This is a genomic window from Marinobacter sp. NP-4(2019) (genome assembly GCF_003994855.1).
Taxonomy (GTDB): Bacteria; Pseudomonadota; Gammaproteobacteria; order Pseudomonadales; family Oleiphilaceae; genus Marinobacter.
Genome location: NZ_CP034142.1, coordinates 2,897,517 through 2,924,203, shown reverse-complemented (window position 1 = coordinate 2,924,203; position 26,687 = coordinate 2,897,517). Strand labels below are relative to the sequence as shown.

The window sequence follows — 26,687 nt, the reverse complement described above, 5'->3', positions numbered from 1 at the left end:
CCATATCACAGACCGTACTCAGTGCATTCTGACGCAATCTGACAAAAAATACAGGAAGTGGTCTTTACACTGGATAAAACACTGTATATAGTCAAATCACTGTATATAAAAACAGGATTAACGGGGCAACCGCATGAAGCTGACAGCAAGGCAAACCCAGGTACTGGATATCATTCGGCGTTACGTGGATGAAACGGGGTACCCACCGACCCGGGCGGAAATTGCAGCGGAGCTTGGATTCCGTTCCGCCAACGCCGCGGAGGAACATCTCCGGGCACTGGCCCGCAAGGGGGCCATTGAAATGGTGCCGGGCGCGAGCCGGGGTATCCGTCTGCCGGAGGTTGAAGAAGATCTCGGTTTGCCAGTGGTTGGTCAGGTTGCGGCAGGCAGTCCGATCCTGGCCCAGGAGCATATTGAGGATCACTGTACCCTGAAACCGGACTTTTTCTCCCCGTCTGCAGACTATCTGTTGCGGGTACGCGGAATGAGCATGAAGGATATCGGTATCCTCGACGGCGACCTGCTGGCGGTCCATCGCACTCAGGATGTTCACAACGGTCAGGTGGTGGTGGCCCGCGTCGGGGAGGAAGTGACAGTCAAACGCTTCCGTAAGGAGGGCACCACTGTGTACCTGATTGCGGAAAATGAGGAGTTTGCCCCGATCGAAGTGGATCTCAGGGAAGAGGAACTGTTTATTGAAGGGCTCGGCGTTGGTGTTATCCGGCGCTCGGATATGCACTGATCCGGAACGGTCAACTTGAAGGCGAGGCGTATCATGGAACAACTCAGCTTTAACCAGAATCTGGCCTATTCACAGGCGGCCATGGGCTACCAGGCTCCCGCAAGGCCCGCGGGTGGAACGTCGGTTGTTCGTACCGGGCCTGCCAGATCCAGGCGAGCTGATCCTGCAACGGCGCCGGTGGTCGGTAATGTGACCGAGATTATTCTGCCGGAAGGTCAGGTTGAGAATTTTCAGCTGTTGCTGCCGATGTTGACTCAGTTAAATCAGGAGAAGCGCTGGCTTGCGTGGATTGATCCACCCCAGGCTTTGGTGAGCAAGTGGCAAAAGATGCACGGTATTGTCGCGGGCGAGCTGCTGGTCTTAAGGTCCACCCCGGATTATCCGGCCCGCCAGCTGGCTGAGCGAGCGCTCAGTGCCGGTACCTGTCATGCGGTGGTGATGTGGACGCGGAAGCTCAGCCGTGAAGCCCTGGAAACGCTGCAGAAGGCGTCCGCCCAGGGAAACAGTCACGGGGTGGTGCTGCGCCAGCGCTGATAGTGCGCTGGCCAGGGTGTTTTCAGTGGAGCGTATAGGAAGGCTGGACGTCCTGGGTTTCCAGTTCGTCCTCTTCCCAGTCGATATCATGGGTGACGTTTCCGACCGCCTCGATACCTGCTGCGATCATCGCCTTGGCGACGGCCATATCCCGGTCTTCCATCATGTCGCGAGCTTCTGAAGAAAACGAAATGCGTACCAGCGGCGCTGCATCGTCATCAATACGACGCAGGGCGTAATCGCCGTCACTCAGCTGTACGATTTCAAAAAAAGATGGTGACATTCAAATAACCTTTCTGTTGATTCCTACCCTGTCGTGACTTGCGATTTACCACTCGCTGTGTCGGTCTTCCAGGGTGTCAGCGAATTGTTTGAGCGCGTCGAGCAATGTATTAAGCGCCGGCGTTGATCGATCCGGGCCCGATTCCGCAGAGATCGCAATGATATTCTCCGCACTGACGGTCTTCCTGGCCGCCGGCGGCCGACCCTGGGACGTCTCCAGTTGATCCAGATGATTCCACCAGCTCCCTGGCTGGTGCTCCAGGGCCAGCAACTCAGCCACTTCCGGCAGTTCAGTTCCCAACAGGGATGCCAGGGCCGAGAGTGACTCGGGTTCTTCGTTTTTCTGCTGGTACAGCCTTGCAATCATGACCAGCAACAGCTTTCGGGCCCGCAGCGAAAGTTCTATGGCACCCTGAATAGCCGCTTCCCGTTGCAATGCCCGGTAGGAGTCAGCTTCAGCGTTAGTATCGCTATCTGCCAGCCGTACCAGTGTCCTGGCCAGAAACAGCTTTTGTGATACCAGTGAATGCCACTGTGATGCCATGGTTACCTGCCAAACGGGTGTCGGTCGAGCAAAGCGAGATCAAGTAAGAGTGCGCTTCAGATTAATTCGATAGTCTACCATTTTCAGGAGCGGATTTCCTCCCCGTGTTGCTACCTATGGGTTTAACAAGAAAACACAAACTTTCCCGTTACGAACTGCACCGGGAGTGGGTGGTCGAGGCCACTCTGCGAACGGGTATCAGTCATATCGCGTGTTCTACGTGGATGAAGACAGCTGGCAGATCCTGGCGTCCGAGGAATACGACGCGGAAGATAAACTCTGGCGGGTTTCCGAGGCCCACAACATCAGCTATTACAGTGAGCCGGTGTTCTGGACTACCATGGAGGTGACGTACGATCTGAAATCCAGACGTTATTACATAGACGGCCTGGACGACGGATTTCCGGCATACGATTTCAGCCCGGGGTTCCGTGGCAACCAGTTTACAGCCGCTGCCGCCCGTCGCGCTGCGCGTCGGTAACGGCTGGTTGGGAAGCCGAGCACGACTCGCCGCCCGGGATCGGGGCCGCTAAAGACCACAGGAGAATGATTGATGACAGAGGCCCCGAACGACCTCCAGGCCCTGGACCAGTTGATCGAATGCCTCGCTCAGGCATTGAGCGACAGGAACTGGGATCGGTTGTCTGAACTTAACCAACAAGTGAAAACGACGGTTGCTCCGGTCATGGCACGACTGGAAACCGGAGAACTCTCCGTTGAGCCGGTCAGGGAGCGTCTTGAGCGCCTCCAGGCTTTTTGTGACAAGGCCAGTGCGGGGGCCACAGAAGCCCGCACGGAAGCGGAGCAGGCGTTGAAAGGCGTGAACCGTAACAAAAATGCGGCGCGTGCGTACCAGAATGTTTCAGGAAATGAGTCCAGATAGCGTCATAAAATTGACTCCGGTGCTCTTACAGTCTTAAATACCGCACAAATCCCTCCAAGAGATTTACGTGGATGCCCAAAAATAACAAGGTGCTGGTGCTGAGCGAGGACGAATCTCGCCGCCGCGACATAGTGACCATTCTGGAATTTGTTGGTGAAGAGCAGGTCCTGGCGGGCGAAGAAGCGAAGGCTCTGCTGGCTGATGGCGACGAGGAAGCTTTGGCGACGGTCGCAATGGCTGTGATGAATGGCGAAGGCAACGGCATCGCCGACCTCGTTTCCGAGCTGTGCCGAAAAACCAATGGCGTGCCCATACTGATGGTGGGCGACCCGGCCCTGAAGGGCGTGTCTGAAGACCACTTGTCACGCATCATTGCGCGAATGTCATGGCCCATGAATTACACGAAATTCGTGGATTCCCTCTACCGCGCACAGATCTACCGTGATCAGTTTATCCATTCCAAGGAACGAGGCCAGCAGCGTGGCCTGCAGCTTTTCCGCAGCCTGGTCGGCACCAGCCGGAAAGTCCAGGCGGTACGCCAGTTGATGCAACAGGTGGCCGATAAGGAAGTCAGCGTGCTGATTACCGGCGAATCCGGCACTGGCAAGGAAGTTGTTGCACGAAACCTGCACTACCATTCCGCACGCCGGGAGAAGCCATTTGTACCGGTGAACTGCGGTGCGATCCCGGCAGAACTGCTGGAGAGCGAACTGTTCGGCCACGAAAAAGGGGCCTTCACCGGCGCCATTACCTCCCGCGTCGGGCGCTTTGAAATGGCCGAAGGCGGCACCCTGTTCCTGGACGAGATCGGCGACATGCCCCTGAACATGCAGGTGAAAATCCTGCGGGTGCTGCAGGAACGCACATTTGAACGGGTCGGTAGCAACCGCACCCTGTCCGCCGACGTCCGGGTCATTGCCGCCACCCACAAGAACCTCGAGGACATGATCGAAACCGGAGATTTCCGGGAAGATCTCTATTACCGGCTGAACGTTTTCCCCATCGAAATGCCGTCACTGCGGGAGCGCGTTGAAGACATACCGTTGTTGATCAACGAACTGATCTCACGCATGGAAAAAGAAAAGCGCGGCTCCCTGCGATTGAATTCCGCAGCCATCATGAGCCTGTGCCGGCACGACTGGCCGGGCAATGTCCGGGAACTGGCCAACCTGGTGGAACGCCTGGCGATCATGCACCCCTATGGCGTCATTGGCGTCCAGGAACTGCCCAAGAAGTTCCGCTACGTGGACGACTACGACGAAAACCGCCCAGTCGAGGATTCGGGCATGCCATCGGGCGTACCGGGACTGGTGGGCCTGGACGCACCGGCCTTGTTGCCGGTCAATGGTATCGACCTGAAGGACTACCTGTCGAACCTGGAAAAGCAGCTGATCCAGCAGGCTCTGGACGAAGCCAGTGGCGTGGTTGCCCGGGCTGCGGAGAAGCTGCGGATTCGGCGGACGACTCTGGTGGAGAAGGTTCGCAAGTATGGCCTTCGGGAGGAGGAGTCCGAGGATTCCTGATTATTTTGGTCATACTCAGGGGAGGCCGGGGTGGTGGGGTATGTTTTTAAAAACCGCCTTACAACTCGCTTTGCTCAGACAAGCGGCGCTTTTTAAAAACATACCCCACCACCCCGGCTTGTACCTTGTGCAGGCCCGCCGCGGGTGTGGCGATTCGAAAGGCAGGCTCGTCTGAAGTCCGGTGAGGGGTAGGCCTACCCCCTGGCCCTCTACTCCCAGCCAAACCACCAAAAAATGCATAGAAACAACGGCGTCAAAGGTTTGTAACCCGAAGCGTCGCAGTCATTTCAGGCCGACGTAAAACCGTCGTTTCCCATATCGCGAGTTTTCTTTCCTGCTGAAATATAAACAAAAATTTAAGTTGGCATGATGCTGGCTTAGCTCCCTGAAAACAAATCATCCGTAGAGTTTGACCCGGTGGTCGGGTGAGTCAGGGGACGAGTTTATGAGTCAGCTACAGTTTGTTGTGCAGTCTTCCGCAAAACAGGCAGAGGCCAATGCGGCGGCGGATGTTAACGACAAGGTTACTGCCCTGTTTCCGGAGCAGGACGACGAAGCTGTGGGATCGGCGCTGGAACTGTTTAACCAGATGTCGCGGCAGATCACCGATTCCTATCGCACACTTGAGTCCCGGGTGAACCAGTTGTCCGGAGAATTAACGGCGGAGTCCCGCCAGCGCCAGCAGGAGCTGGAGGAAAAGGAAAAGCTGGCGGATCGTCTGTCGACACTGCTGACGGCTTTGCCCGCTGGCGTGGTCGTGCTGGACAGTCAGGGTGTGGTGACCCAGACCAACCCGGCGGCGATCAGTCTGTTGGGCGAACCCCTTGATGGCGAGCGCTGGGTGGATGTAATTCGTCGCTGCTTCGCGCCGCGTCGGGATGACGGCCACGAAGTTTCCCTGAAGGACGGTCGACGGGTCAGTATCGAGATCCGGACCATGGAAAACCAGCCCGGCCAGTTGATCCTGCTGACCGATCTGACAGAAACCCGTCACCTGCAGTCGCAGCTTGCCCATGCCCAGCGGTTGTCGGCCATGGGTAAGATGGTCGCCTCTCTTGCCCACCAGATTCGTACCCCGCTGTCAGCCGCCATTCTCTATGGTGGCCATCTCAGCGAGGAAGACCTGGACGAGGAAATGCGCCAGCGTTGTGCTTCCCGTCTGATGTCGCGTCTTACGCATCTGGAGCAGCAGGTGCGTGACATGTTGATCTTTGCCCGTGGGGAGACCCGGCTGGCCGAGGAGTTGTCTGCCGCGACACTGGTCAGCGCCCTGGGTTCCGCCCTGGATGGATTGAAGCTGGCATCCGGTGTGGAAGTGCATCTGGACAGCCAGGTCGACGATTGTCGTGTTATGTGCAATCGGGACGCCCTGGTGGGTGCCTGTACCAACCTGGTAAATAACAGCGTGGAAGCGGGGGCAACCCGTGTGATGGTCCGGCTTGCGCCTGTTGACGGCGAACTGGTGATTCGTGTGGTGGATAACGGTCCGGGGTTTGAAGCCGGGCAGGCGGGTCAGCTGATGGAAGCATTTTATACCACCAAGTCCCACGGTACCGGACTTGGGTTGGCAGTTGTACAGGCGGTGGTGAAGGCCCATCAGGGGCGGTTTGCCATTGAATCTCCGGCGCTGGAGAACGAAGACAGAGGCGCGGTGGCGACTCTGACCCTGCCGCTTGTTGGTCAATAAAGAACAGTCATTGGAGGCAACCATGGCCAAAGCCCAGATTCTGATCGTAGAAGACGACCACGACTTGCGGGAAGCACTGGTCACCACCCTGGAGCTGGCAAAGTTTCGTGTGCGCGAGGCGGCTAACGCCGAGGAAGCGCTGGCGCGTCTGGCGGAATCACCGGTCGATATGGTGGTCAGTGATGTCAACATGCCGGGCATGTCGGGGCATGAGCTCCTGGGAGAGGTACAGCGCTTGTATCCCGGGCTGCCGATGATGCTGATCACTGCTTATGGTCAGATCAGTCACGCGGTGTCCGCTATGCAGTCCGGCGCTATCGATTATCTGGTAAAGCCTTTTGAACCCAAAGTGCTGGTTGAGGCTGTTACCAAAGTGGTGGGCGGGGCCCGCGCGAAAACCGGTGGTGATGAGCCGGTGGCCGAGGATCCGATCAGCAAGCGCATGTTCCAACTGGCGGCAAAGGTGGCCGGCAGTGATTCCACGGTAATGATCTCCGGCGAGAGCGGCACCGGCAAAGAGGTGCTGGCCCGGTATATTCACCAGCAATCCCCCCGCGCCGAACAGCCGTTTGTGGCCATCAACTGTGCGGCGATTCCCGAGAACATGCTTGAGGCGATTCTGTTTGGCCACGAAAAAGGGGCGTTTACCGGCGCGGTTGCTTCTTCCCCCGGTAAGTTCGAGCAGGCCAACGGCGGTACGATTCTTCTCGATGAGATTTCAGAAATGGACCTGGGGCTGCAATCGAAGCTGTTACGGGTTCTGCAGGAACGTGAAGTAGAGCGGGTTGGCGGCCGCAAGACCATTGCCCTGGATGTGCGGGTAGTGGCGACCACCAACCGTGACCTGGGGGAGTATGTCCGTGAAGGCAAGTTCCGCGAAGATCTGTACTACCGGCTGACGGTATTCCCGATGCACTGGCAACCGCTGCGGGATCGCGCACTGGACATTATGCCCCTGGCCAGCGCGTTGCTGAAGAAGCATTGCCGCAAGATGAAGCTGACGGGGATCCAGTTCGCCAGTGATGCGCAGCAGGCGCTGGTGAACCACCCATGGCCGGGAAATGTCCGGGAGCTGGATAATGCCATTCAGCGGGCCCTGGTGCTTCACCAGGGGAACGTGATTCATGCAGCGGACCTGTGCCTGGAGCTTGGTATTACTGGCCGTGTGGACGGCAGTGCGCCGGTTGTGGAACCGGCCCCGGTGCGTGAGCCGGAGTCGCTTTCAGCACCGTCAGGGAATGAATCCGAGCCCTCCGGCGGTATCGATTCGCTGGCGGTGGCGGCGGAAGAATCCGGCCCGATTGCCCTGGGGGATGATCTGCGGCAACGGGAGTTTCGTATCATTATCGACACGCTGAAAAAAGAGCGCGGTCGCCGTAATCGGGCGGCCGAGCAGCTGGGTATCAGCCCCCGGACCCTTCGTTACAAGCTGGCCCAGATGCGTGATGCAGGCATCGACCTGGATTCGGAGCTGGCCATGGCCTGATTCGGGTTGTCTCCTCCTCTCCTTCTTCAGGGCACCTTCGGGTGCCTTTTTTCTGTCAAATCTCCGTCGTTTTCCAGGTTTTCATCGCATTTTGTTTCTGTAATTTAATGAAAAACAAGAAATAAATGCTGTTGGCCTGTGGTTTGCTTTATGGGAGAGAAGAAAAGGTAACCGAATCAGAGTTCAATGGGTTGTTGCCAACGCAGCCAATCCCGGGGAGTGAGTTATGGTCGAACGTGCAGATATCAACAATGTGCTGTCGGAAATCCGTAACATGCGTTCGCAGATGATGCAGAACCAGCGTGTTGAGCAGGATAATGACGTTCGTGGCCGTATCGATAGCCCGCAGAAGGTTGAGCAGGGCCGCGAGACACAAAGTTTTGGGGATATGCTCAGTCGCGCGGTGGGCAGTGTCAACGAACTGCAGCAAACCTCAAGTGAGTTGAAGACAGCTTATGAAATGGGCGATCCCAATGTGGATATTACCCGTGTGATGATCGCCTCCGAGAAAGCCTCGGTTTCCTTCGAAGCGCTGACCCAGGTTCGTAACCGGGTGGTGAAGGCTTACGAAGATATCATGAACATGCCGGTATAATAGCGGAGCACAACCATGGCCAGCGTACCTGCAGAAACCTCCGGCGCCAACGTACCGGCAGCCTCGGATTCTGATAACCTGGAAAGCCGCAGCGACCTGCTGTTTGGTTTCAATCGCCTGACCCTGTTGCGGCAGATCGGCCTGATGGTGGGGCTGGCCGCCAGTGTCGCCCTGGGCGTTGCCGTGGTGCTCTGGGCCCAGGAGCCGAACTATCAGCCGGTGGTCGGTGATATGTCCGGCTACAACCCTCAGGATGTCACGTCCATTCTCGATCAGAGTGGTATCAACTACCGCATGGATCCGCGCACCGGCGCCCTGCTGGTACCTTCCGATGAAGTCTACAACGCCCGCCTGAAGCTGGCCGCCGAAGGCGTGACCGACGAGCAGACCATGGGGTACGAACTGCTGGACCAGGACCGTGGTCTGGGTACCTCCCAGTTTATGGAAACCATCAGTTTCCGCCGGGGTCTGGAGGGCGAACTTGCCCGAACCATTACTGCCATGCGCGGTGTACGGTCGGCCCGGGTTCATTTGGCGATTCCGGAGCGGTCCGTGTTTGTCCGCGATGCCCGCACCCCGACAGCCTCCGTTTTTCTGGATGTATTCGCCGGCCGCAAGCCGGAACCGGAGCACATCGCCGCCATTGTGAACCTGGTGGCGGGCAGCATTCCCGAAATGAGCAAGGATAACGTCACCGTCGTTGATCAGAACGGCAACCTGTTGACGGGCCGTGAAGCGAATAGTGAGAGTCAACAAATCAAGGACCAGTACGATTACACCACCCGTGTGGAAGAGCGTCTGACCCGTCGAGTGGCCTCCCTGGTGGGGCCCATTGTTGGCGACGGTCGGTTCCGTGCGGAAGTGACCGCGGACCTGGATTTTTCCTCGGTGGAACAGGCAGAAGAACTGTTCAACCCTGAGCAGCAGGCTGTTCGCAGCGAGCGGGAAATGAGTGAGCAGCGTGTCAATGGCGGTGCCACCGGTGGGGTGCCAGGTGCATTGTCCAACCAGCCTCCGGGCGAAAGCCAAGTGCCGGAGCAGGTGGGGCAGGGCGAAGCCGGAGAGGGAGAGGATGGTGAGCCCGCTCCCCAGCCGGTCAACGTTCGCCGGGAGTCCACACGAAATTACGAAATGGACCGCACCGTAAGCTATATCCGCCAGGAACAGGGTCGTGTGAAACGACTGACCGTGGCCCTGGCCGTTGATGATATGAAGGTGGTTGATCCGCAAACTGGTGAGGTCAGCTACGAGCCATGGCCGGAACAGGAACTGCAGCGCCTGAACATGCTGGTTCGCGATGCTGTGGGCTACTCGGCGGCACGGGGGGACAGCGTCACCGTGATGAATACCGCGTTTGCGGCGGAGGAACAGGTGGAGTTTGAAGCGCCGGGATTCTGGGAGCAGCCCTGGTTCTGGGATCTGATGAAGCAGGTATTGGCTGGCCTGGTGATTCTGGTACTGGTTCTCGGCCTGCTGCGCCCGACACTGAAGAGCCTTTCCGGCGCGGGCAAGAGCGAGCGTGGGGGAGAGGCCGAAGGTGGTTATGGTAGTCTTGACGGGATTGAAGGTGGCGATGAGTTGCGCCAGGCCATGTCGTCCCAGGATGAACTGCTTTTGCCTGGCGCCACGGACAGTTATGATAGGCAGCTGAATGCACTGAAAGGCCTGATCGCAGAAGACCCGGCAAGGGTTGCCCAGGTTATGCGCCAGTGGGTGAATGTCGATGACTGAAGAAACCAACCGTCAGGTGGAAGGTGCGCAACAGGCACCCCAGAAGCCGCAGCGCAAGATTCCCCGTGTCGAACAGGCCGCCATTCTGCTGATGTCGCTGGGTGAGACCGATGCGGCGGAGGTTCTGAAACACATGGGCCCCAAGGAGGTCCAGCGTGTTGGTGTGGCCATGGCGCAGATGAAGGACGTCAGCAAGGACGACGTAACCTTCGTACTGAATCAGTTTGTCGATGCCGTGGGGGGCCAGACAGGCCTCGGTGTCGGTAATGACGATTACATCCGTACCATGCTGACCCAGGCATTGGGAGATGATAAAGCCTCCAGTCTGATCGATCGTATCCTCATTGGCGGCAATACCACGGGGCTGGATACTCTGAAGTGGATGGAGCCCAGGGCGGTTGGCGATATCATCCGTTACGAGCACCCCCAGATTCAGGCCATCGTAATTTCCTATCTGGATCCGGATCAGGCGGCCGAGATTCTTGGCACACTGGATGACAAGGTGCGGCTGGATGTAATGATGCGGGTGGCCTCCCTGGAAAGCATCCAGCCTCAGGCCCTCCAGGAACTGAACAATATCCTCGAGAAACAGTTCTCCGGTGGTTCCGCTGCCCAGACCAGCCGTATTGGCGGCGTCAAGCGGGCCGCCGATATCATGAACTTCATGGATCGCAGTGTGGAAGGCAACCTGATGGATTCCATCAAGGACATGGACCCGGATCTCGCCTCCACCATCGAGGACCTGATGTTTGTGTTCGATAACCTCAAGGATATCGATGACCGGGGTATTCAGGCGCTGTTGCGTGAAGTGTCGTCCGAGGTACTGGTGGTGGCTCTGAAAGGTGCCGATGACGCCGTACAGGACAAGATCTTCAAGAACATGTCGAAGCGGGCTGCCGAATTGCTTCAGGATGATCTGGAAGCCAAGGGCCCGGTTCGTGTCAGCGAAGTGGAAGCCGCCCAGAAAGACATTATTACCATTGCCCGGCGCATGGCTGAAGCCGGTGAAATTACCCTGGGTGGTGCTGGCGAAGAAATGATGTGATGAAAGATTCCGACAAGAGCCTTAACCGGATTCCCAAGGAACAACTGACGGCCTATGAGCGCTGGGAGTTGCCCCTGCTTGATTCGAAGGGTAATGAGGTGGCCCGGGAAGAGGAGCGGGACGTCAAGCCGTTGACGGCTGCGGATATCGATGAGATCCGCCAGGCTGCCCGGGAAGATGGCCATGCCGAAGGTCGCGATGCCGGCTACCAGGCGGGTTTCAACGAGGGCCGTGAGCAGGGCCACAAAGAAGGTTACGATGCGGGCTTTTCGGAGGGCCGTGAGCAGGGTGCCGAGCAGGGCCTGGAAGAAACCCGCAAGGAAATGGAATCCCGCATTGACCGGCTCGAACACCTGTTGGGAGAGCTGCTGATTCCGATTCGTCGTCACGAAGACGAGTTGGAGACCGCGTTGGTTAACCTGACCACCATTCTTGCCCGTACCGTGGTTTACCGCGAATTGTCCATTGATTCCTCGCAGATCCGGCAGGTGGTCCGTCGGGCCATGGCCTCTCTGCCATCCACCACTGACAACGTGCGTATCCTGGTTCACCCGGACGATGCGGACTGGGTCAGGGAGGTGGCAGAACGTTTCGAGGCGACCAACTCGGTGGTGGAGGATGACAGCATCCTGCGCGGTGGGTGCAAGGTGGAAACGCGCCACAGCCTGGTGGACTTTACGGTGGAGAAACGGTTCCAGAAAGCTGTTCAGGGCATGCTTGATCAGCAACTCGGTAATGAGGAGTCCGGAGAGAGCGAAGAGCTGGATGCCATGATGGGCGATCTGACCGATTTCCACCGGGATGTGCTGGATTCTGACAGTGACGACGGCAACGGGAACGGGGACGATGACCGGGAACCTGGCTGACCGCTTGCGGCGACTTCAGGGGTTTGTTGACCGTGAGTCGACCCCGGAGCTGTCCGGCCGCCTTACCCGCATGGTGGGGCTGACGTTGGAATGTGTTGGGTGTCCCATGGTGGTGGGTGATCGTTGCGTGATCCAGGGCCAGGGAAGTGGCAGTGTCGAAGCCGAAGTCGTCGGCTTTGAGGATGACCGCGTCTACCTTATGCCGTTGACTGCCATCGAAGGCCTGCGTCCCGGTGCCCGAGTGGTACCCCTGGCGGCGGCGAGCCGTGTGCCGGTCGGCCCGGAAATGCTGGGCAGAGTGGTGAATGGCAGCGGTGAACCCCTGGATGGCAAGGGACCGCTTCAGGTTGAGTCCAGAGTTGCTCTGAATGGCGACATCATCAACCCGCTGGACCGGGCGCCGGTCCGTGAAGTCATGGATGTGGGTATTCGTGCGATCAACTCGCTGATGACAGTGGGCCAGGGCCAGCGCCTTGGCCTGTTTGCTGGCAGTGGTGTCGGTAAAAGCATGTTGCTGGGCATGATGACCCGTTTTACCGATGCGGACATTACGGTGGTTGGACTGATTGGCGAGCGGGGACGTGAAGTCAAGGAATTCATCGAGGATATTCTGGGTGAAGAAGGTCTGGCCCGTTCCGTGGTTGTGGCTGCCCCTGCGGATGACTCTCCCCTGATGCGGCTGCGGGCCGCCATGCTGACCACGCGAATCGCTGAATACTATCGTGACAAGGGCAAACGGGTATTGCTGTTGATGGACTCCCTCACCCGCTATGCCCAGGCGCAGCGTGAAATTGCGCTGGCGGTGGGTGAACCACCGGCCACCAAGGGCTACCCGCCATCGGTCTTTGCCAAACTGCCGCAACTGGTGGAGCGGACCGGTAACGGACGCCAGGGCGGCGGGTCAATTACCGCATTCTATACCGTGCTTACCGAAGGCGATGATCAACAGGATCCCATTGCCGATGCCGCCCGCGCTATTCTGGATGGTCACATCGTGCTATCCCGCCGGCTGGCCGAGGAAGGTCATTATCCGGCAATCGATGTGGAAGCCTCCATCAGCCGGGTGATGCCCCAGGTAACCGAGCCGGAACATTTTTCCAGGGCACAACGTTTCAAACAGGTCTATTCCCGTTACCAGCAGGCCAGGGACCTGATCAGTGTGGGTGCTTACGTCAAGGGCTCTGATTCCGAAACCGATTTCGCCATGACGCATATCGGCAACATGACCCAGTTCCTCAAGCAGGGATTGAATGAGAGTGCGCCACTTCAGGACAGCATTGAGCAGTTACTGGCGGTGGTGCCTGAGCGGCGGTCCCCTGAGCGCCGACAATCCGGTGTCCCGGTTCCGTCGAGAGGGAATGAATAATGCTTCGATCCCGACGCCTGGCCGTGGTCCTGACTCTGGAAGAGCGCAAGGAGCAGGAAGCCCTGGAAAAGATGGGCGAGGCTCGCAAGCAATTCGAAGCCCAGCAGGCTCAGATTGATAACCTGAACCGGTATCAGCAGGAATATCGGGACCAGATTCGCCACAACCAGCAGGGCGTTGTTCCGGTGGCACGCCTTCAGGCCTGGCAGGCCTTTATCGCCCAGTTGGACCAGGTTCTGCGACAGCAGCAAAAACAGCTGGACGTCCTGGAGGGGCGCCTGGAGGAATGTCGCCGGCAGTGGCAACAGGCCTGGGAGCGCCGTCGTGGCATGGAAAAGTATATTGAGACCTGCCGCCGACAGGAGCAGCGCGAACAAGATCTGAAAGAACAAAAGCTTGCGGACGAAGCCGCCGGACGTGCCTTTGCCCGTCGTCGTGGATAATTTCACCGGCCCGTGCGGATGTTGTGGATGCAAAACAGGCTGACTGCGCTATCCTTATCTGTGTAACACCTTTTCGGAGAACTCCCTCGGAGGACCAGGAATGCCTATTCATGCGCGTCGCAGCGAGGATGGTCAGACCCTGATCATAAAGATTGACGGCCGGTTTGATTTCAGCACACATCAGGCCTTCCGTGACGCCTATGAGCACGGTGACCAGGGCATAAAGAACTATGTTGTGGATCTGTCCGATACAACTTATCTGGACAGTTCTGCTCTGGGCATGCTGTTGTTACTTCGTGATTACGCCGGAGGCGACAGTGCCGCCATCAGTATCGAAAACTGCAATAGTGACGTTCGTCGTATCCTGGCCATTTCCAATTTCGAGCAGCTGTTTGCGATCCGCTGACGGAGGGACAATAAGTTCTTCGGGAGATCCGATGTGGATGATTCACAAACTGGCAATCGCTCGCTCCAGATACTGATCGCTGACGACAGTGACAGCGACCGGCTAATCCTGAAGACCCTTTTGCGTCGCCTTGGTCATGATGTACTGGATGCGGCCAATGGCGTCGAAGCGGTAGAGCTTTTCCGTCACGCCGAACCCCAGCTTGTCTTCCTCGATGCCATGATGCCACAGATGGACGGTATGGAGGCGGCCAGGGAAATCAAGGCCCTGGCGGGGGAGCGGCTGGTGCCGCTGATTTTTCTCACCTCCCTTACCAATGCAGATGCACTGGCCCGGTGCCTGGAAGCCGGCGGTGATGACTTCCTGACCAAACCCTACAACCGGGTCATCATCGAGGCAAAGATCAACGCATTCAACCGTATGCGTCTGATGCATCAGACCATCAGCCAGCATCGTGACCTGATCCACGAACATAATCGCAAGCTGACTGAAGAGCAGCATGTTGCCAAGCGGGTCTTTGACAACATCGCCCATACCGGTTGTCTGGATGCCGACAGCATTCGCTACCACGCCTCGCCCCTGTCTATTTTCAACGGCGATATCCTGTTTGCCTGCCCGAGCCCAGCCGGGGGCATTCAGATACTGATTGGCGACTTTACCGGTCATGGGTTGCCGGCGGCGGTGGGTGCCATGCCGGTGGCGGAGATCTTTTATGGCATGACCGCCAAAGGGTTCAGTGGCAGCGATGTGCTTCGGGAAATCAACCAGAAGCTCAAACGCATTCTGCCGGCGGGCATGTTCTGCTGTGCGGCCATGATTCAGGCGGATTTTGCACTCAACCAGGTGCAGGTCTGGAATGGCGGGCTGCCAGACGGCTGGTTGGTCTGTCAGGATGGGAGTCGGCGGTCGCTGCCGTCGTCTCATCTGCCGCTGGGGGTGCTGGATGTTAACCGCTTTGATGCGTCGATGACCGTTATCCAGGCTCATCCGGGGGACACCCTGATGTTCATGACCGACGGCATACTGGAAACGGAAAGTGATCAGGGAGAAATGTTTGGCGACCGGGGGGTGGTTAGCACTCTGAACGGGTTGGATGACGGGGTTCATCCATTTGACGCGGTTATTGATCGCGTACGGGCGTTTTCGGGCGGCCGGCTTGACCAGGATGATCTGACCCTGGTCACCCTGGATATGGCTGCAGCTGAGGGGCTTGGCAGTTTGTCGGAAGAGGTGCCGTTGTCGGCGCTTGAGGGCCCCGCAGAGTGGCATTGTGTCTATGAGGTCAGGAACCGGACCCTGGGGCAATTCAGTCCGCTTCCGCTGTTGCTCCATATTTGTATGGAGGTGCCGGCGTTGAGGCGTCGAAGTGGCGAGATATACACCTTGTTGTCGGAGCTGTATACCAACGCCCTCGAGCATGGCATTCTCGGCCTGCCATCTGAGTGGAAAAGAACCGCGGATGGCTTTGGCCGCTATTACGCTGAAAGGCAGCGACGACTGAGCAATGTCAGCGAACATTACATCACGTTTCGTTTGACCCACTCGCTAACGGATACTGGTGGGCAGTTGGTTATTGTTTGCGAAGATAGCGGTCGCGGGTTTGACTACCATAATCATCCGGGCCCGACGGCCTCCGGGCCTGGCTACGCCGGGCGGGGGCTAATGCTGTTGCAACGACTGGCTGGCTCGCTGACGTTCAGGGAGCGGGGCAATCACGTCGAGATCGTATATGATTGGCACTTTTCCGAGGCCGAGTCCCCTGAGGGGGCGGCCGTCACTCAACACGGGGGGCCGTCATGAACGACAAGCCGCACCTTGATGAAGAAGCTCTGGCGGAGCTAAAGGATGTGATGGAGGATGAATTTGAAGTTCTGATTCATACCTACATCGGAGATTCCGTCGACCGATTGGCATCCATACGCGATGCGCTTGAAGAGGGTAATGCCGATGCGCTGGTAAAAGCGGCGCACAGTTTCAAAGGCAGCAGTATCAATATTGGCGCTCCGCGCCTCGGCGTCTTGTGTCTGGAAGTTGAAAACGCCGGGCGGGAAGGGCGCCTTGCCGAAGCAGGTTCGTTCGTGGAGGAGATCGATTCGGAGTTTCGTCATGTGCGCAGCATGCTGGAACGGATTCTTGAAAGTTAGGGAGCTGCCGCAAAGAATGGCATCGCTTTTGCTGTAACTCGGGTAACGAGGAAATACTGAACTCAAACCCTGATAGAGCGGCAAGAGGTTGCCATGTCCCAGATGGTTTTACCACAAACCCCGGCCCCAGGGGGGCAACCCGATACCGGTAGCAAGAAAACACCGGTGGATCACGAAAAATCCGGCGATAGCCAGTTTGATTCCGTTTCCCGCGCCGAGCAAAAGCGATTGGAACGTAAGCAAGCGGATCAGCGTGATCAGGCTCAGCGTCGCCAGGAGGCTCAAACCTCTCCCGATGCTCGAAAAGATGTCCCGGTGGATAACACCAGTCGGGCGAATGAAGCACGTGGCAGGCAAGCAGAAGGCCGTGTAGAAGGACGCCCCTCTGATCAGGCCAGTGAGGGGGTAGCATCGGGAGACTCCGTATCGCCGGCGGACACAGTGATTGACGCTGGTACGCCCGAGGAGTTGGTCACCCCGACCTTCGTCAACCTGCAAGCAATGCTGACACCTGTTGGGGGGGCAACAGGTGGAACGGCATCGTTGCCGGGCGCATCCACCGGGCAGGCGTCTGTGATACAAGGGCTGGCGGGAATTATGGGGAAACTGCCCGGCATGACTGGTGTTGGGTCCGGTGACACAGCAACTCCAGGGCAAGGTGGGAGTACTGGCTTTCAGCTAACCGAAGCACTGATGACCGCCGTTACCCCTGAGTCAGGTCGGGTTCAGGATAGCACGACGCTGTTGGCTGCCGGCAGGCTGCAAACATTGGCTGATTCCTCCGCGCAACAGCTGGCCAATGCCAGGCTGCCTGCCGAGGCTGCTGGCCTTAAGGGGTATGCCACCTCGGTGGATGTGCCGGTAGGGCATGCCGAGTGGGGCGACAAGCTGGTAGGGAAACTGACCTGGCTGACGGCCAATAAGTTGTCCGTTGCTGAAATTCATTTGACCCCGCCCGACATGGGGCCAATGGAAGTCCGGGTAAAGGTTCAGCAGGAGCAGGCAAATATTACGATACACTCCGCCAATCCGGTGGTCCGCGACCAGTTGGAACTTCACAGTCACCGTTTGCGGGATATGCTCAACGAGCAAGGGTTGTCCCTGGAGCAGTTCGACGTGGCCGATTCGTCCCGGCAACAAACCGAGGGGCAGGGTGCCGACGGTGAGGGAGATAATCCCGATGGCCAGTCTGATCGCGATCTGGCTGTAGTCTCTTCCGATGAGAGTGACATGCAGGTTGGTGACCTCGATCTGACCTGGAAAGGTGAAGTTGATATCTTTGCCTGATGCGTTCTTCGGGGCCTTCGGGTCCCCCCCCCCCCGATTCCCCTTTGCCCATCCTTCCCCACAACGCTAAACTGCGGTTCTGAATCGGGGTGGCAGGGCTTTTGGCCCGACCTTTGCTTGATTACCCTGTAAGTACCGATAAACCATCCGGATGACGGATTTTTGGCGATTGGAAGGTTATGGCTGAAGACAACACACCCGCGGCTCCACCGGCCAGGAAGGGCAAGCTGAAGCTCATACTATTGTTACTGCTGGTGATCATCCTGGCCGTGGGCCTGTCTGTAGTTGGCACTATGTGGTTCATGGGGGGCGGATTGCCGGGCTTCAGCGATGACGGGACGTCCGCAGAGGAAGAGGTTGCCAGTGTCTTTGAACCCAGTGTGTACCTTGATATCGAAAAGGCCCTGGTGACGACGATTCAGGCGCAGGGCGGCCGTCAGCGGTACGCCCAGGTCCATCTTTCCCTTGAGGCCAATAGTGAACAGGCACTCGCTGCCGCCGAGCTGCATCGGCCGCTGATTCGCAGTCAGCTGGTTTCCTTGCTGGGAAACAGCGACTTCATGGAGCTGCAGACCCCGCAAGGCCGGGCTGCATTGGCTGAAAACATGCTGCAGACCGTTAACCAGGTACTGGAAGAGGAGGGGGAAGCACCTCTGAAACGGGTACTGTTCAGGAACTTTGTTGTGCAATAGGCCCCGGTAACGGGTGGCTTGTCAGGGCAGGAATACGTATGCAGGACCTACTGTCACAGGATGAAATCGATGCCCTTCTCCACGGCGTGGACGATGGGGACATCGATACCTATGAGGAAACCGATGAAGCCGGTATAAAGTCCTACGACCTTGCCAGCCAGGACCGGATCGTCCGTGGGCGGATGCCCACCCTCGAAATGATCAATGAGCGTTTCGCACGTTACACCCGGATCAGTCTGTTCAACCTGCTGCGTCGGAATGCCGACGTCTCGACCGGCGGCGTCCAGATCATGAAATTCGGGGAGTACATACACACCCTGTATGTGCCCACCAGCCTCAATCTGTGCAAGATCCGCCCGCTGCGGGGGACGTCACTGTTTGTTCTGGATGCCAAGCTGGTGTTCAAACTGGTGGACAACTTCTTCGGTGGCGAGGGGCGTCACGCCAAGATCGAAGGCCGCGAATTCACACCGACGGAAACCCGCATTGTGCAAATGGTGCTGGATCAGGTCTTCCATGATATGAGGGAAGCCTGGCATGCCGTATTGAAGGTGGATTTCGAGTACCTCAGTTCCGAAGTGAATCCGGCCATGGCGAACATCGTCAGCCCCAGCGAAGTGGTGGTGGTGAGCACCTTTCACATAGAGTTGGACGGTGGTGGTGGTGAGCTCCATATGGCCTTGCCGTATTCGATGATCGAGCCCATTCGGGATGTACTGGATGCGGGGGTGCAAAGTGATATTGACGACGTTGACGAACGTTGGGTGAACGCCCTGCAGGAAGACATCAAGGACGTCAACGTGCCGGTCAACTCCACCGTATGTCGCCGGCGGATATCACTGCGTGAGATCGCAAAGATGAAGGCGGGTGACATCATTCCGGTGGAAGTTCCCGATTTCCTGACGGTCACCGCCAATGGTATCCCGATCTACAAGGCGACCATGGGAACCCGTGACGGAAAACTGGCGCTGAGAATTCACGAACGGGCGACACTGCCCAGGGTCAAGAAACAACTGAAGGTGGGACGCAATGGCTGACGACGACAAGAAAGACGATCAGGAACTCAGCGAAGACGAGAAGCTCGCAGCTGAGTGGGAATCCGCCATGGAAGAGTCCGGTGACGGCGGTGACTCCCGCGAGGATGAGTGGGCTGCGGCCATGGCCGAGGCGGAGTCCTCCGGGGAGGAAGACGGTGGCGACAATGTCCGCACCGCGCCAATGGAGGAGTTCGACGAGACCTCCAGCGTGACCCACGGCAGTGGTCCGGCGCCGGATATGGACGTCATCCTGGACATCCCGGTCACTATCTCCATGGAAGTGGGCAACACCCAGATCCCGATTCGCAACCTGCTGCAATTGAATCAGGGCTCGGTGATTGAATTGGATCGTCTGGCGGGTGAACCGCTGGATGTTCTGGTTAATGGCACCCTGATTGCCCATGGGGAAGTGGTCATGGTCAACGAAAAATTTGGTATCCGACTCACCGACGTCATCAGCCCGGGCGAGCGAATCAAGCGGTTGCAGAAGTAATATGGTGTGGATGAGCGGAACTTTCAGTCGGCGTTGGCGCAGCTGCACCCTGGTTCTCCTGACCGGATTGCTGCCCATCCTGGCGTTGGCGGAAGAAGCCCCTGTGAAGGAAGAAAGCAGCCGCGCCCCGGACACCCTGATCACCATGCTGAGTCTGGGGGCGGGTTGCTTGCGGTCATCGCGATCATATACGGCTGCGCCTGGATCATTCGGCGCATGAACGGCATGACCGGAATGAATAACCAGGCCATCAAAGTGGTTTCCGTTATGGCGCTGGGCGCCAGGGAACGTATTGCCCTGATCGACGTCGGTGGTACCCAGATACTGGTGGGCATCACCCCTTCCGCCATCCGTACGCTGCACGTGTTTGACGAGCCAGTCGTTACACCCGGTCAGGGTTCCTCCAGTGAATTTGCCCGCCGCCTGCAAGGCATGATTGGCAAGTCCTGGAACGCTCCGTCATCGAAAGAAGGCTGACCCGATGATTGCCGTTTATCTGAAGCGCAGCCTTTCACTGCTCCCGCTGATTCTGTTGGCAGGGTGGAGTCCGGCGGCATTGGCCGACCTGCCGGGTATTCCAGCCTTCACCATGACCCCCGGCGAAGAGCAGGGAGTGGAGGAATACTCTGTAACCCTGCAGATCCTCGCGTTGATGACTGCGCTGACGTTCCTGCCGGCCATGTTGATGATGATGACCTCGTTCACCCGCATCATCGTCGTCTTTGCCATCCTGCGTCAGGCTTTGGGGCTGCAGGCAACGCCGTCCAACCAGATTCTTCTGGGGCTGGCCCTGTTCCTCAGCATTTTCATCATGAAGCCGGTTCTGGAGGAGGCGAACCGGGTTGGCTTGCAACCCTACATGTCGGAAGAAATTACCTCCCTGGAAGCGGTCGAACGTGCCAGCATGCCGTTCCGACAATTCATGCTGGGACAGACCCGGGAAAGCGACCTCGGACTGTTCATGCGCATCGCGGACGAACAGTATGACTCACCGCAAGACGTGTCCTTCTGGGTACTGTTGCCCGCGTTCGTGACCAGCGAGCTGAAAACCGCCTTCCAGATTGGCTTCATCCTATTTATTCCCTTCCTGATCATCGACATGGTCGTGGCCAGCGTGCTGATGGCCATGGGTATGATGATGCTGTCACCGATCATTATCTCGCTGCCCTTCAAAATCATGCTCTTTGTACTGGTGGATGGCTGGGCGCTGATCATGGGTACACTGGCCGCCAGTTACGGGATATAGGAGCCGCGTATGACCCCGGAAACCGTCATAGACATCGTCCGTGAAGCGCTGTGGATGATCGTCCTGTTGTCCGCCGTTATCATCGGCCCGGGCCTGGTGATCGGTCTGGTGGTCAGCACCTTCCAGGCCGCTACCCAGATCAACGAACAGACCCTCAGCTTCCTGCCGCGCCTACTGGTCACCCTGATCGTCATCATCGCCGCCGGCCCGTGGATGCTGACCAAACTGCTTGATCACGCGGAAGGCCTGATAACCAGCATTCCCTACCTGATCGGCTGATTGATGATACCGACTGAAATCAGCGCCGACCTGATCGGCCAGTGGGTCGGCCAGCACCTTTGGCCCCTGTTCCGCATCGCCAGCTTCATGATGGTCGTTCCCGTCTTTGGTACCCAGTTGGTCCCGGCCAGAGCGCGCCTGGGCCTGGCGCTGCTGATCACCATCCTCATAGTGCCCCTGCTTCCACCTGCGCCCCAGGTGGAAGCCTTCAGTGCCGACGCAGTGGTGATCACCCTGCAGCAAATCCTCATCGGCGTCGGCATGGGATTCGCCATGACCGCACTGTGGCAACTCTTCGTCGTCGCCGGCCAGATGATCGCCATGCAAATGGGCCTCGGCTTCGCCTCCATGGTCGACCCCGCCAACGGCGTCAACGTCCCGGTACTGTCACAGATCTACACCATCACCATCACCCTGCTGTTCCTCGCCATGAACGGCCACCTGGTGATGTTCGAAGTCTTCGTCGAAAGCTTCCGCACACTCCCTGTCGGCTTCGAGGGCCTGGGCCAGGTCGGAGTCTGGGAACTGGCCCACCGCATCAGCTGGATGTTCGTCTCCGCCATGCTGCTGGCATTACCGGCTGTCTCTGCCGTGCTGATCGTCAGCATAGCCTTCGGCGTAATGACCCGCGCCGCACCCCAGATGAATATCTTCGCCCTGGGTTTTCCAATTGGCCTGATTTTTGGACTGTTCTCCATATGGGTGCTGCACGCCAATTTTCTGCCGCACTTCGAGCAGTACACCAGAGAGACGTTTGAGTTTATGAGAAACCTGCAAGGGCAGCCTTGAGGTTGAGGACTACTGTTGCGGCGATGCGGACTCCAGCTCCGTAGTTTGCAGAGGTCGGTGGGGCAAGCTTTCCAAAACTGTGCGGAGCCATGGATGGCGGAGCCCAAGCGTACATGGACGTATTCACAGCGTGTTTTGGAAAGCTTGCCCCACCGACCGACACTCCGAAACTAAAGATCAGAAGGCATGGCTGAAGAAAACGACAACAGTCAGGAAAAAACGGAAGAGGCTACCCCCGAAGGCTGGAAAAAGCCAAAGAGGACGGCCAGACCGCCCGTTCCAAGGAGTTGGCCACCATGGCCGTCCTCATGGCCGGTGCTGGCGGCCTGCTGATGTTTGGCAGCAGCCTTGGCGCGTCGCTGGAAGGCATCATGCGCGACAGCTTCGTACTGGAACGCTCCGCCATCTTCGACACGCGCCACATGAGCATACAGCTCCTGGCCTCCGCCAAGGCAGCAGCGCTGGCACTGTCGCCAATCCTGATCCTGCTGCTGATCGCCGCCATCGCCGGCTCCATCGGTATCGGCGGCCTGCTCATCAGCGGCAAAGCCGTGGCGCCCAAACTCAACCGCATGGACCCGATCAAGGGCCTGAAACGCATGTTCTCCCTGCGTTCCCTGATCGAACTGGTCAAAGCCATCCTGAAAGTGGGACTGGTCCTGGCGCTCGCCATCCTGATCCTCAACCTGCGAACCGACGATCTGCTGAGCATTGCCGAGGAACCGGCCATACCGGCCATGGAACACGTACTCTGGACCCTGGGCTGGACCTTCTTCTTCCTGTCGGCGGCAACCATCATCATCGCCGCCATTGATGTGCCATTCCAGATCTTCGACCACCAGAAGAAACTGCGGATGACCAAGCAGGAGGTTAAAGACGAGTTCAAGGACACCGAAGGTAAACCGGAAGTGAAGGGGCGCATCCGCCAGCTACAGCGTGAAATGGCCCAGCGCCGGATGATGCAGGATGTCCCCACCGCCGATGTGGTGATCACCAACCCGACGCATTACGCGGTGGCCCTGAAGTACGACCAGAAAACCATGGCGGCGCCGATTGTGGTGGCCAAGGGCGCCGATGAGATGGCGTTCAAGATCATGGAGATAGCCCGCGAGAACAAAGTCGAGCTTCTGCGGACGCCGCCGCTGACCCGGGCGGTGTATCACAACACCGAGGTCGGCGGGGAGATCCCCGATGGCCTCTACATGGCCATTGCTCAGGTGCTGGCCTACGTGTTCCAGCTGCGGCAGTTCCGCAAGGGGCGCGGTGACCGGCCCGGTATGCCGGACTTTCCTATACCGCCTGATATGCGGCGGGATGTTTGAGTTTGTTTTTGTAGCCTGATGGTTATGGGGGAGGGTGGTTGTGGTTGCCCCCTCCCAAAAAACGCTACAAGCACGTCCGTGTGCGCTTGGGCTCCGCCATCCATGGCTCCGCACATTTTTGGGAGGGGGCAACCACAACCACCCCGGGCCCTTCGATATCTCAACAGCAACGTTCACATGTAGGTCGGATTAGCGAAGCGTAATCCGACACCGTTCCCCGCATCGATACCATTTGTCGGATTACGCTTCGCTAATCCGACCTACGAGTCGTTCAATCGATAACGTGGGCAGACGGCCGGAGAGAAGCGCACACGGACGTGCTTGTAGCGGTTTTTTGGCAGAGCCACCAACAAACGCCTTTCACCGCAGCTAACAGGCTACAAGACCAAAAAGCCCAATCTCAGACCCGAGCACTAATAACCCGAACCATAGGATCATGGCGGCTTTCAGGAATTGGCAGAAAGCCGTAAAACTCAGAGGGATTGTAAACACGAACGGATGGAAAACCACAGGCCTGGAAGTGGTTACCGGCCTGTTGGTCATCGTCGAAGTGGAAGCTGACCTGGCTGCGGGTCATGGTGCCCAGGAGGCCGCCGAGGGTTTTGAGGGAGGACCGTAACAGAGGCTGCCTTGGCATCAGGTAGCTTTCCGAGAGGTACACCGAACCGGGGCGGTTGGCCAGGATTTTGGCCAGGCGCTGCCAGAATTCGCTGATGACCTCCAGGGAGAAGTAGCTGGTCAGGCCCTCGGTGACCACCACGATGGGTTTGGTGTTGTCGAAGGCTCGGGTGATTACGGATTCCAGGGTGTGTTCACCGGACTCGGCCAGGATGTCGATGGGGGTGACCTGATGGTGCTCGCCGAGGCGGCCTGCGGCCAGGAGCCTTGCCGCTTTGCGGGTGGCCATGTCGGGGAGGTCGGCTTCGACCATCTTCAGGTGGGGGTGTTTCTCCCGCAGTCGGATGCCTCTGGGTGACATGCCGCAGGCGATTTCCAGTACCTGGTCGACACCGTCTTCCTGGATCGCCTGGTCGATCAGGTGGTCGATGATCAGGTGGCGTTGCAACAGGAAGGTGCGGATGTTGCCGCCGATGGCGGCCTTGCTGGCGGTTTCGAAGGGGCTCATCAGGTGATAGAGCCAGCGGCCCTGGTCCGTGGTCAGGACGTCATCGGACAACCCGTTCCGGTGCCAGACGGCACCGGTGTAGAGGGCGGTAAAGCTGATGCCGGAACTGTCAGTCGGCTTTTTGCTCATAGATGGCCTTTCCCCAGGCTTCCCGTGTGCCCGGCAGTAGGAGGTTCAGGAAAATGGCGACCACGGCGCTCAGGGCGATGCCCTCGAACTGGCCGATTGCCATGCCGCCGATGCCAAACACCAGGGTGATGGCAACGATCACCAGATTGCGCGACTGGGACAGGTCGACCTGGTGGCGGATCAGGGTGTTCAGGCCGACCACCGCAATGGAGCCGAACAGCAGGCACAAAATGCCGCCCATCACCGGTACCGGAATGGTCTGCAGAGCGGCGCCAAATTTGCCGACAAAGGCCAGCACGATGGCGATGATGGCGGCCCACCACATCACTTTCGGGTTGAAGTTACGAGTCAGGACGACGGCGCCGGTGACTTCCGAGTAGGTGGTGTTGGGTGGCCCGCCCAGCATTGAGGCGGCGCTGGTGGCCAGGCCATCACCCAGCAATGTGCGGTGCAGGCCGGGCTTTTCCAGGTAGTTCTTGCGAGTCACGTTGCCGATGGCAAGTATGTCGCCGATGTGCTCTATAGCCGGCGCGATGGCCACCGGAATCATGAACAGGACGGCACTCCAGCTGAATGCGGGTGTGACAAAATTCGGAACTGCGAACCAGGGCGCTTCGCGAACCGGTGTCAGGTCCACGATGCCGGCAAGCGCAGAGAGGGTATAGCCGACGATCACCCCAAACATGATGGGAATCAACCGGAAAATGCCTTTTGCCCAGACAGACATGATGACGGTCACCACCAGGGAAATCATGGCTATCCAGATGGCGGTGTCATAGGGTACCAGTTCAGCCGCACCGTCGCCGCTACGGCCTGAGGCCATGTGCACGGCGACGGGGGCCAAGCCAAGACCGATCACCATGATCACCGGGCCGATCACCACCGGCGGCAGCAGGCGGGTAATGAATCCGGTGCCACGGAGCCTGACGGCGCCACTGAGAACGATGTAGAGAATACCGGCGGCCATCAGGCCACCCAGGGTTTCTTCCAGGCCGAAACGGCCCTTGGCGGCGATGACCGGGGCAATAAAGGCAAAGGACGAGGCCAGGAAGATGGGAATCTGGCCGCCGGTGACTATGTGGAAGATCAGTGTGCCTAGGCCAGCGGTAAACAGGGCAACGTTAGGATCGAGGCCGGTAATCAGCGGCATGAGCACCAATGCGCCAAAGGCCACCAGCAGCATTTGCGAGCCCGCGATGGCCTGTTTCCAGATCGGGTCGTTGGTGTGATCCTGCATGTTCAGACGTCCTTCTGCTTGGTGCCGAAAATTTTGTCGCCGGCATCACCAAGTCCGGGAAGGATATAGCCTTTTTCATTCAGGCGCTCGTCAATTGAGGCCGTATAGATGGACACGTCCGGGTGTTTTTCCAGAACCTTCTGCACGCCCTCCGGCGCGGCCACCAGAATCAGCGCACGAATTTCCGTGCTACCGGCCTTTTTCAGCAGATCAATGGTGGAGATCAGTGAGCCCCCGGTGGCGAGCATCGGATCAATGATCATCGCCATGCGCTGGTCCAATTCGCCCACCAGTTTTTCCAGGTAGGTGCTGGCCTCCAGGGTTTCCTCGTCGCGGATCTGGCCGACCACGCTGACTCGGGCGCCGGGAATCAGGCTGAGGACGCCGTCCAGCATGCCCATGCCGGCACGAAGGATCGGCACGATGGTGACCTTCTTACCCTGGATCTGTTCGATCTTGACCGGGCCGGCCCAGCCCTCAATGGTTTTCTCCTGCAGCGAGAAGTCCTGGGTGGCTTCGTAAGTCAGCAGTGCGCCAACTTCCTGTGCCAGTTCACGAAAATTCTTGGTGCTGATGTCCGCGCGGCGCATCAGGCCGAGTTTGTGGCGGATCAGGGGGTGCTTAACCTCGTGGATTGGCATGGGGTCACCTTTCTCTCTGTGTCGTTTGCCAGCGTCGGCTGTGTCGGATTGGCGCAAGGATACCGTATCTGGAGGGGCGCGTCAGGCACCGGGAAGTGAAATCCCGTAAGGGGTGGTACGGATCTTGCGGAT

At 58.3% G+C, this 26,687-nt stretch carries 27 protein-coding genes and 3 pseudogenes; 25 read left to right on the top strand and 5 right to left on the bottom strand.

Going from position 1 to position 26,687, the window contains the following annotated elements:
* Window positions 1-133: 133 nt before the first annotated feature.
* Both lexA and EHN06_RS13330 read left to right on the top strand, forming a co-directional pair.
* On the top strand, window positions 134-742 hold the full coding sequence (gene lexA / locus EHN06_RS13335; RefSeq protein ID WP_127333037.1) for a transcriptional repressor LexA: 609 nt from the start codon (window positions 134-136) through the stop codon (window positions 740-742).
* Window positions 743-775: 33 nt separating this feature from the next.
* A complete protein-coding gene (locus tag EHN06_RS13330) occupies window positions 776-1,276 on the top strand; it encodes a cell division inhibitor SulA (protein ID WP_127333036.1) in 501 nt (166 codons plus the stop codon).
* A gap of 22 nt (window positions 1,277-1,298) precedes the next feature.
* On the opposite strand, the gene EHN06_RS13325 is transcribed toward EHN06_RS13330, so the two are convergent.
* Entirely contained in the window at window positions 1,299-1,559 is a 261-nt protein-coding gene (locus EHN06_RS13325) for a hypothetical protein (RefSeq protein WP_127333035.1), read from the bottom strand.
* A gap of 45 nt (window positions 1,560-1,604) precedes the next feature.
* Window positions 1,605-2,102: a DUF6586 family protein gene (locus tag EHN06_RS13320; protein ID WP_127333034.1), complete on the bottom strand. Its 498-nt coding sequence runs from the start codon at window positions 2,100-2,102 to the stop codon at window positions 1,605-1,607.
* 116 nt (window positions 2,103-2,218) lie between these two features.
* Here EHN06_RS13320 and EHN06_RS13315 point away from each other — a divergent pair.
* The 23 genes and pseudogenes from EHN06_RS13315 (at window position 2,219) to flhB (ending at window position 23,422) form a co-directional block, all read left to right on the top strand.
* Window positions 2,219-2,583 (top strand): annotated as a pseudogene (locus EHN06_RS13315) (DUF1329 domain-containing protein).
* Window positions 2,584-2,655: 72 nt separating this feature from the next.
* A complete protein-coding gene (locus tag EHN06_RS13310) occupies window positions 2,656-2,985 on the top strand; it encodes an SOS cell division inhibitor (protein ID WP_127333033.1) in 330 nt (109 codons plus the stop codon).
* A 71-nt stretch (window positions 2,986-3,056) separates the two neighbouring features.
* Window positions 3,057-4,508, top strand: coding sequence for a sigma-54 dependent transcriptional regulator (locus tag EHN06_RS13305; RefSeq protein ID WP_127333032.1), 1,452 nt, complete (start codon window positions 3,057-3,059; stop codon window positions 4,506-4,508).
* A 445-nt stretch (window positions 4,509-4,953) separates the two neighbouring features.
* Window positions 4,954-6,195 (top strand): sensor histidine kinase, encoded by a 1,242-nt coding sequence (locus EHN06_RS13300; RefSeq protein WP_127333031.1) that lies wholly within the window; start codon window positions 4,954-4,956, stop codon window positions 6,193-6,195.
* Window positions 6,196-6,217: 22 nt separating this feature from the next.
* Entirely contained in the window at window positions 6,218-7,681 is a 1,464-nt protein-coding gene (locus EHN06_RS13295) for a sigma-54-dependent transcriptional regulator (RefSeq protein WP_127333030.1), read from the top strand.
* A gap of 226 nt (window positions 7,682-7,907) precedes the next feature.
* Entirely contained in the window at window positions 7,908-8,276 is a 369-nt protein-coding gene (fliE, locus tag EHN06_RS13290; RefSeq protein ID WP_127333029.1) for a flagellar hook-basal body complex protein FliE, read from the top strand.
* Between the two features lie 15 nt (window positions 8,277-8,291).
* Entirely contained in the window at window positions 8,292-10,007 is a 1,716-nt protein-coding gene (fliF, locus tag EHN06_RS13285; RefSeq protein WP_127333028.1) for a flagellar basal-body MS-ring/collar protein FliF, read from the top strand.
* A gap of 91 nt (window positions 10,008-10,098) precedes the next feature.
* Window positions 10,099-11,052, top strand: a complete 954-nt coding sequence (gene fliG / locus EHN06_RS13280) for a flagellar motor switch protein FliG (RefSeq protein ID WP_265936931.1) — start codon at window positions 10,099-10,101, stop codon at window positions 11,050-11,052.
* The gene (locus EHN06_RS13275) at window positions 11,052-11,918 is read left to right on the top strand and encodes a flagellar assembly protein FliH (RefSeq protein ID WP_127333026.1); all 867 of its coding nucleotides are present in this window, start codon (window positions 11,052-11,054) and stop codon (window positions 11,916-11,918) included. The genes fliG and EHN06_RS13275 overlap by 1 nt, the downstream gene beginning before the upstream one ends.
* Window positions 11,899-13,284 (top strand): flagellar protein export ATPase FliI, encoded by a 1,386-nt coding sequence (gene fliI, locus EHN06_RS13270; protein WP_127333025.1) that lies wholly within the window; start codon window positions 11,899-11,901, stop codon window positions 13,282-13,284. The genes EHN06_RS13275 and fliI overlap by 20 nt, the downstream gene beginning before the upstream one ends.
* Window positions 13,284-13,727 (top strand): flagellar export protein FliJ, encoded by a 444-nt coding sequence (gene fliJ, locus EHN06_RS13265; protein WP_127333024.1) that lies wholly within the window; start codon window positions 13,284-13,286, stop codon window positions 13,725-13,727. Before fliI ends, fliJ begins: the two co-directional genes overlap by 1 nt.
* A 100-nt stretch (window positions 13,728-13,827) precedes the next feature.
* Entirely contained in the window at window positions 13,828-14,133 is a 306-nt protein-coding gene (locus EHN06_RS13260; protein ID WP_127333023.1) for an STAS domain-containing protein, read from the top strand.
* 33 nt (window positions 14,134-14,166) lie between these two features.
* Complete coding sequence (locus EHN06_RS13255; RefSeq protein WP_127333022.1) at window positions 14,167-15,933, top strand: ATP-binding SpoIIE family protein phosphatase; 1,767 nt, start codon at window positions 14,167-14,169, stop codon at window positions 15,931-15,933.
* The gene (locus tag EHN06_RS13250; protein WP_127333021.1) at window positions 15,930-16,277 is read left to right on the top strand and encodes an Hpt domain-containing protein; all 348 of its coding nucleotides are present in this window, start codon (window positions 15,930-15,932) and stop codon (window positions 16,275-16,277) included. The genes EHN06_RS13255 and EHN06_RS13250 overlap by 4 nt, the downstream gene beginning before the upstream one ends.
* Before the next feature lie 93 nt (window positions 16,278-16,370).
* On the top strand, window positions 16,371-17,564 hold the full coding sequence (locus EHN06_RS13245; RefSeq protein WP_127333020.1) for a flagellar hook-length control protein FliK: 1,194 nt from the start codon (window positions 16,371-16,373) through the stop codon (window positions 17,562-17,564).
* Between the two features lie 179 nt (window positions 17,565-17,743).
* Window positions 17,744-18,256 (top strand): flagellar basal body-associated FliL family protein, encoded by a 513-nt coding sequence (locus EHN06_RS13240; protein WP_127333019.1) that lies wholly within the window; start codon window positions 17,744-17,746, stop codon window positions 18,254-18,256.
* Between the two features lie 38 nt (window positions 18,257-18,294).
* On the top strand, window positions 18,295-19,293 hold the full coding sequence (gene fliM / locus EHN06_RS13235; protein WP_127333018.1) for a flagellar motor switch protein FliM: 999 nt from the start codon (window positions 18,295-18,297) through the stop codon (window positions 19,291-19,293).
* On the top strand, window positions 19,286-19,786 hold the full coding sequence (fliN, locus tag EHN06_RS13230; RefSeq protein ID WP_127333017.1) for a flagellar motor switch protein FliN: 501 nt from the start codon (window positions 19,286-19,288) through the stop codon (window positions 19,784-19,786). The genes fliM and fliN overlap by 8 nt, the downstream gene beginning before the upstream one ends.
* A gap of 10 nt (window positions 19,787-19,796) precedes the next feature.
* A pseudogene (gene fliO, locus EHN06_RS13225) lies at window positions 19,797-20,263 on the top strand (flagellar biosynthetic protein FliO).
* A 4-nt stretch (window positions 20,264-20,267) separates the two neighbouring features.
* Window positions 20,268-21,032 (top strand): flagellar type III secretion system pore protein FliP, encoded by a 765-nt coding sequence (gene fliP / locus EHN06_RS13220; RefSeq protein WP_127333016.1) that lies wholly within the window; start codon window positions 20,268-20,270, stop codon window positions 21,030-21,032.
* A gap of 9 nt (window positions 21,033-21,041) precedes the next feature.
* A complete protein-coding gene (gene fliQ / locus EHN06_RS13215; protein ID WP_127333015.1) occupies window positions 21,042-21,311 on the top strand; it encodes a flagellar biosynthesis protein FliQ in 270 nt (89 codons plus the stop codon).
* A gap of 3 nt (window positions 21,312-21,314) precedes the next feature.
* Window positions 21,315-22,100 carry a flagellar biosynthetic protein FliR gene (gene fliR, locus EHN06_RS13210; protein ID WP_127333014.1) on the top strand — a complete coding sequence of 262 codons (786 nt, stop codon included), beginning with the start codon at window positions 21,315-21,317 and terminating at the stop codon, window positions 22,098-22,100.
* 186 nt (window positions 22,101-22,286) lie between these two features.
* Window positions 22,287-23,422: pseudogene (gene flhB, locus EHN06_RS13205) on the top strand (flagellar biosynthesis protein FlhB).
* 400 nt (window positions 23,423-23,822) lie between these two features.
* On the opposite strand, the gene EHN06_RS13200 reads toward flhB, so the two are convergent.
* Genes EHN06_RS13200 through upp form a run of 3 tightly spaced genes read right to left on the bottom strand, consistent with a single transcriptional unit; the run spans window position 23,823 to window position 26,555 of the window.
* On the bottom strand, window positions 23,823-24,677 hold the full coding sequence (locus EHN06_RS13200) for a class I SAM-dependent methyltransferase (protein ID WP_127333013.1): 855 nt from the start codon (window positions 24,675-24,677) through the stop codon (window positions 23,823-23,825).
* Window positions 24,658-25,914, bottom strand: coding sequence for a uracil-xanthine permease family protein (locus EHN06_RS13195; protein ID WP_127333012.1), 1,257 nt, complete (start codon window positions 25,912-25,914; stop codon window positions 24,658-24,660). The genes EHN06_RS13200 and EHN06_RS13195 overlap by 20 nt, the downstream gene beginning before the upstream one ends.
* A 2-nt stretch (window positions 25,915-25,916) precedes the next feature.
* Window positions 25,917-26,555, bottom strand: coding sequence for a uracil phosphoribosyltransferase (gene upp / locus EHN06_RS13190; protein ID WP_012136130.1), 639 nt, complete (start codon window positions 26,553-26,555; stop codon window positions 25,917-25,919).
* Window positions 26,556-26,687 lie beyond the last annotated feature (132 nt).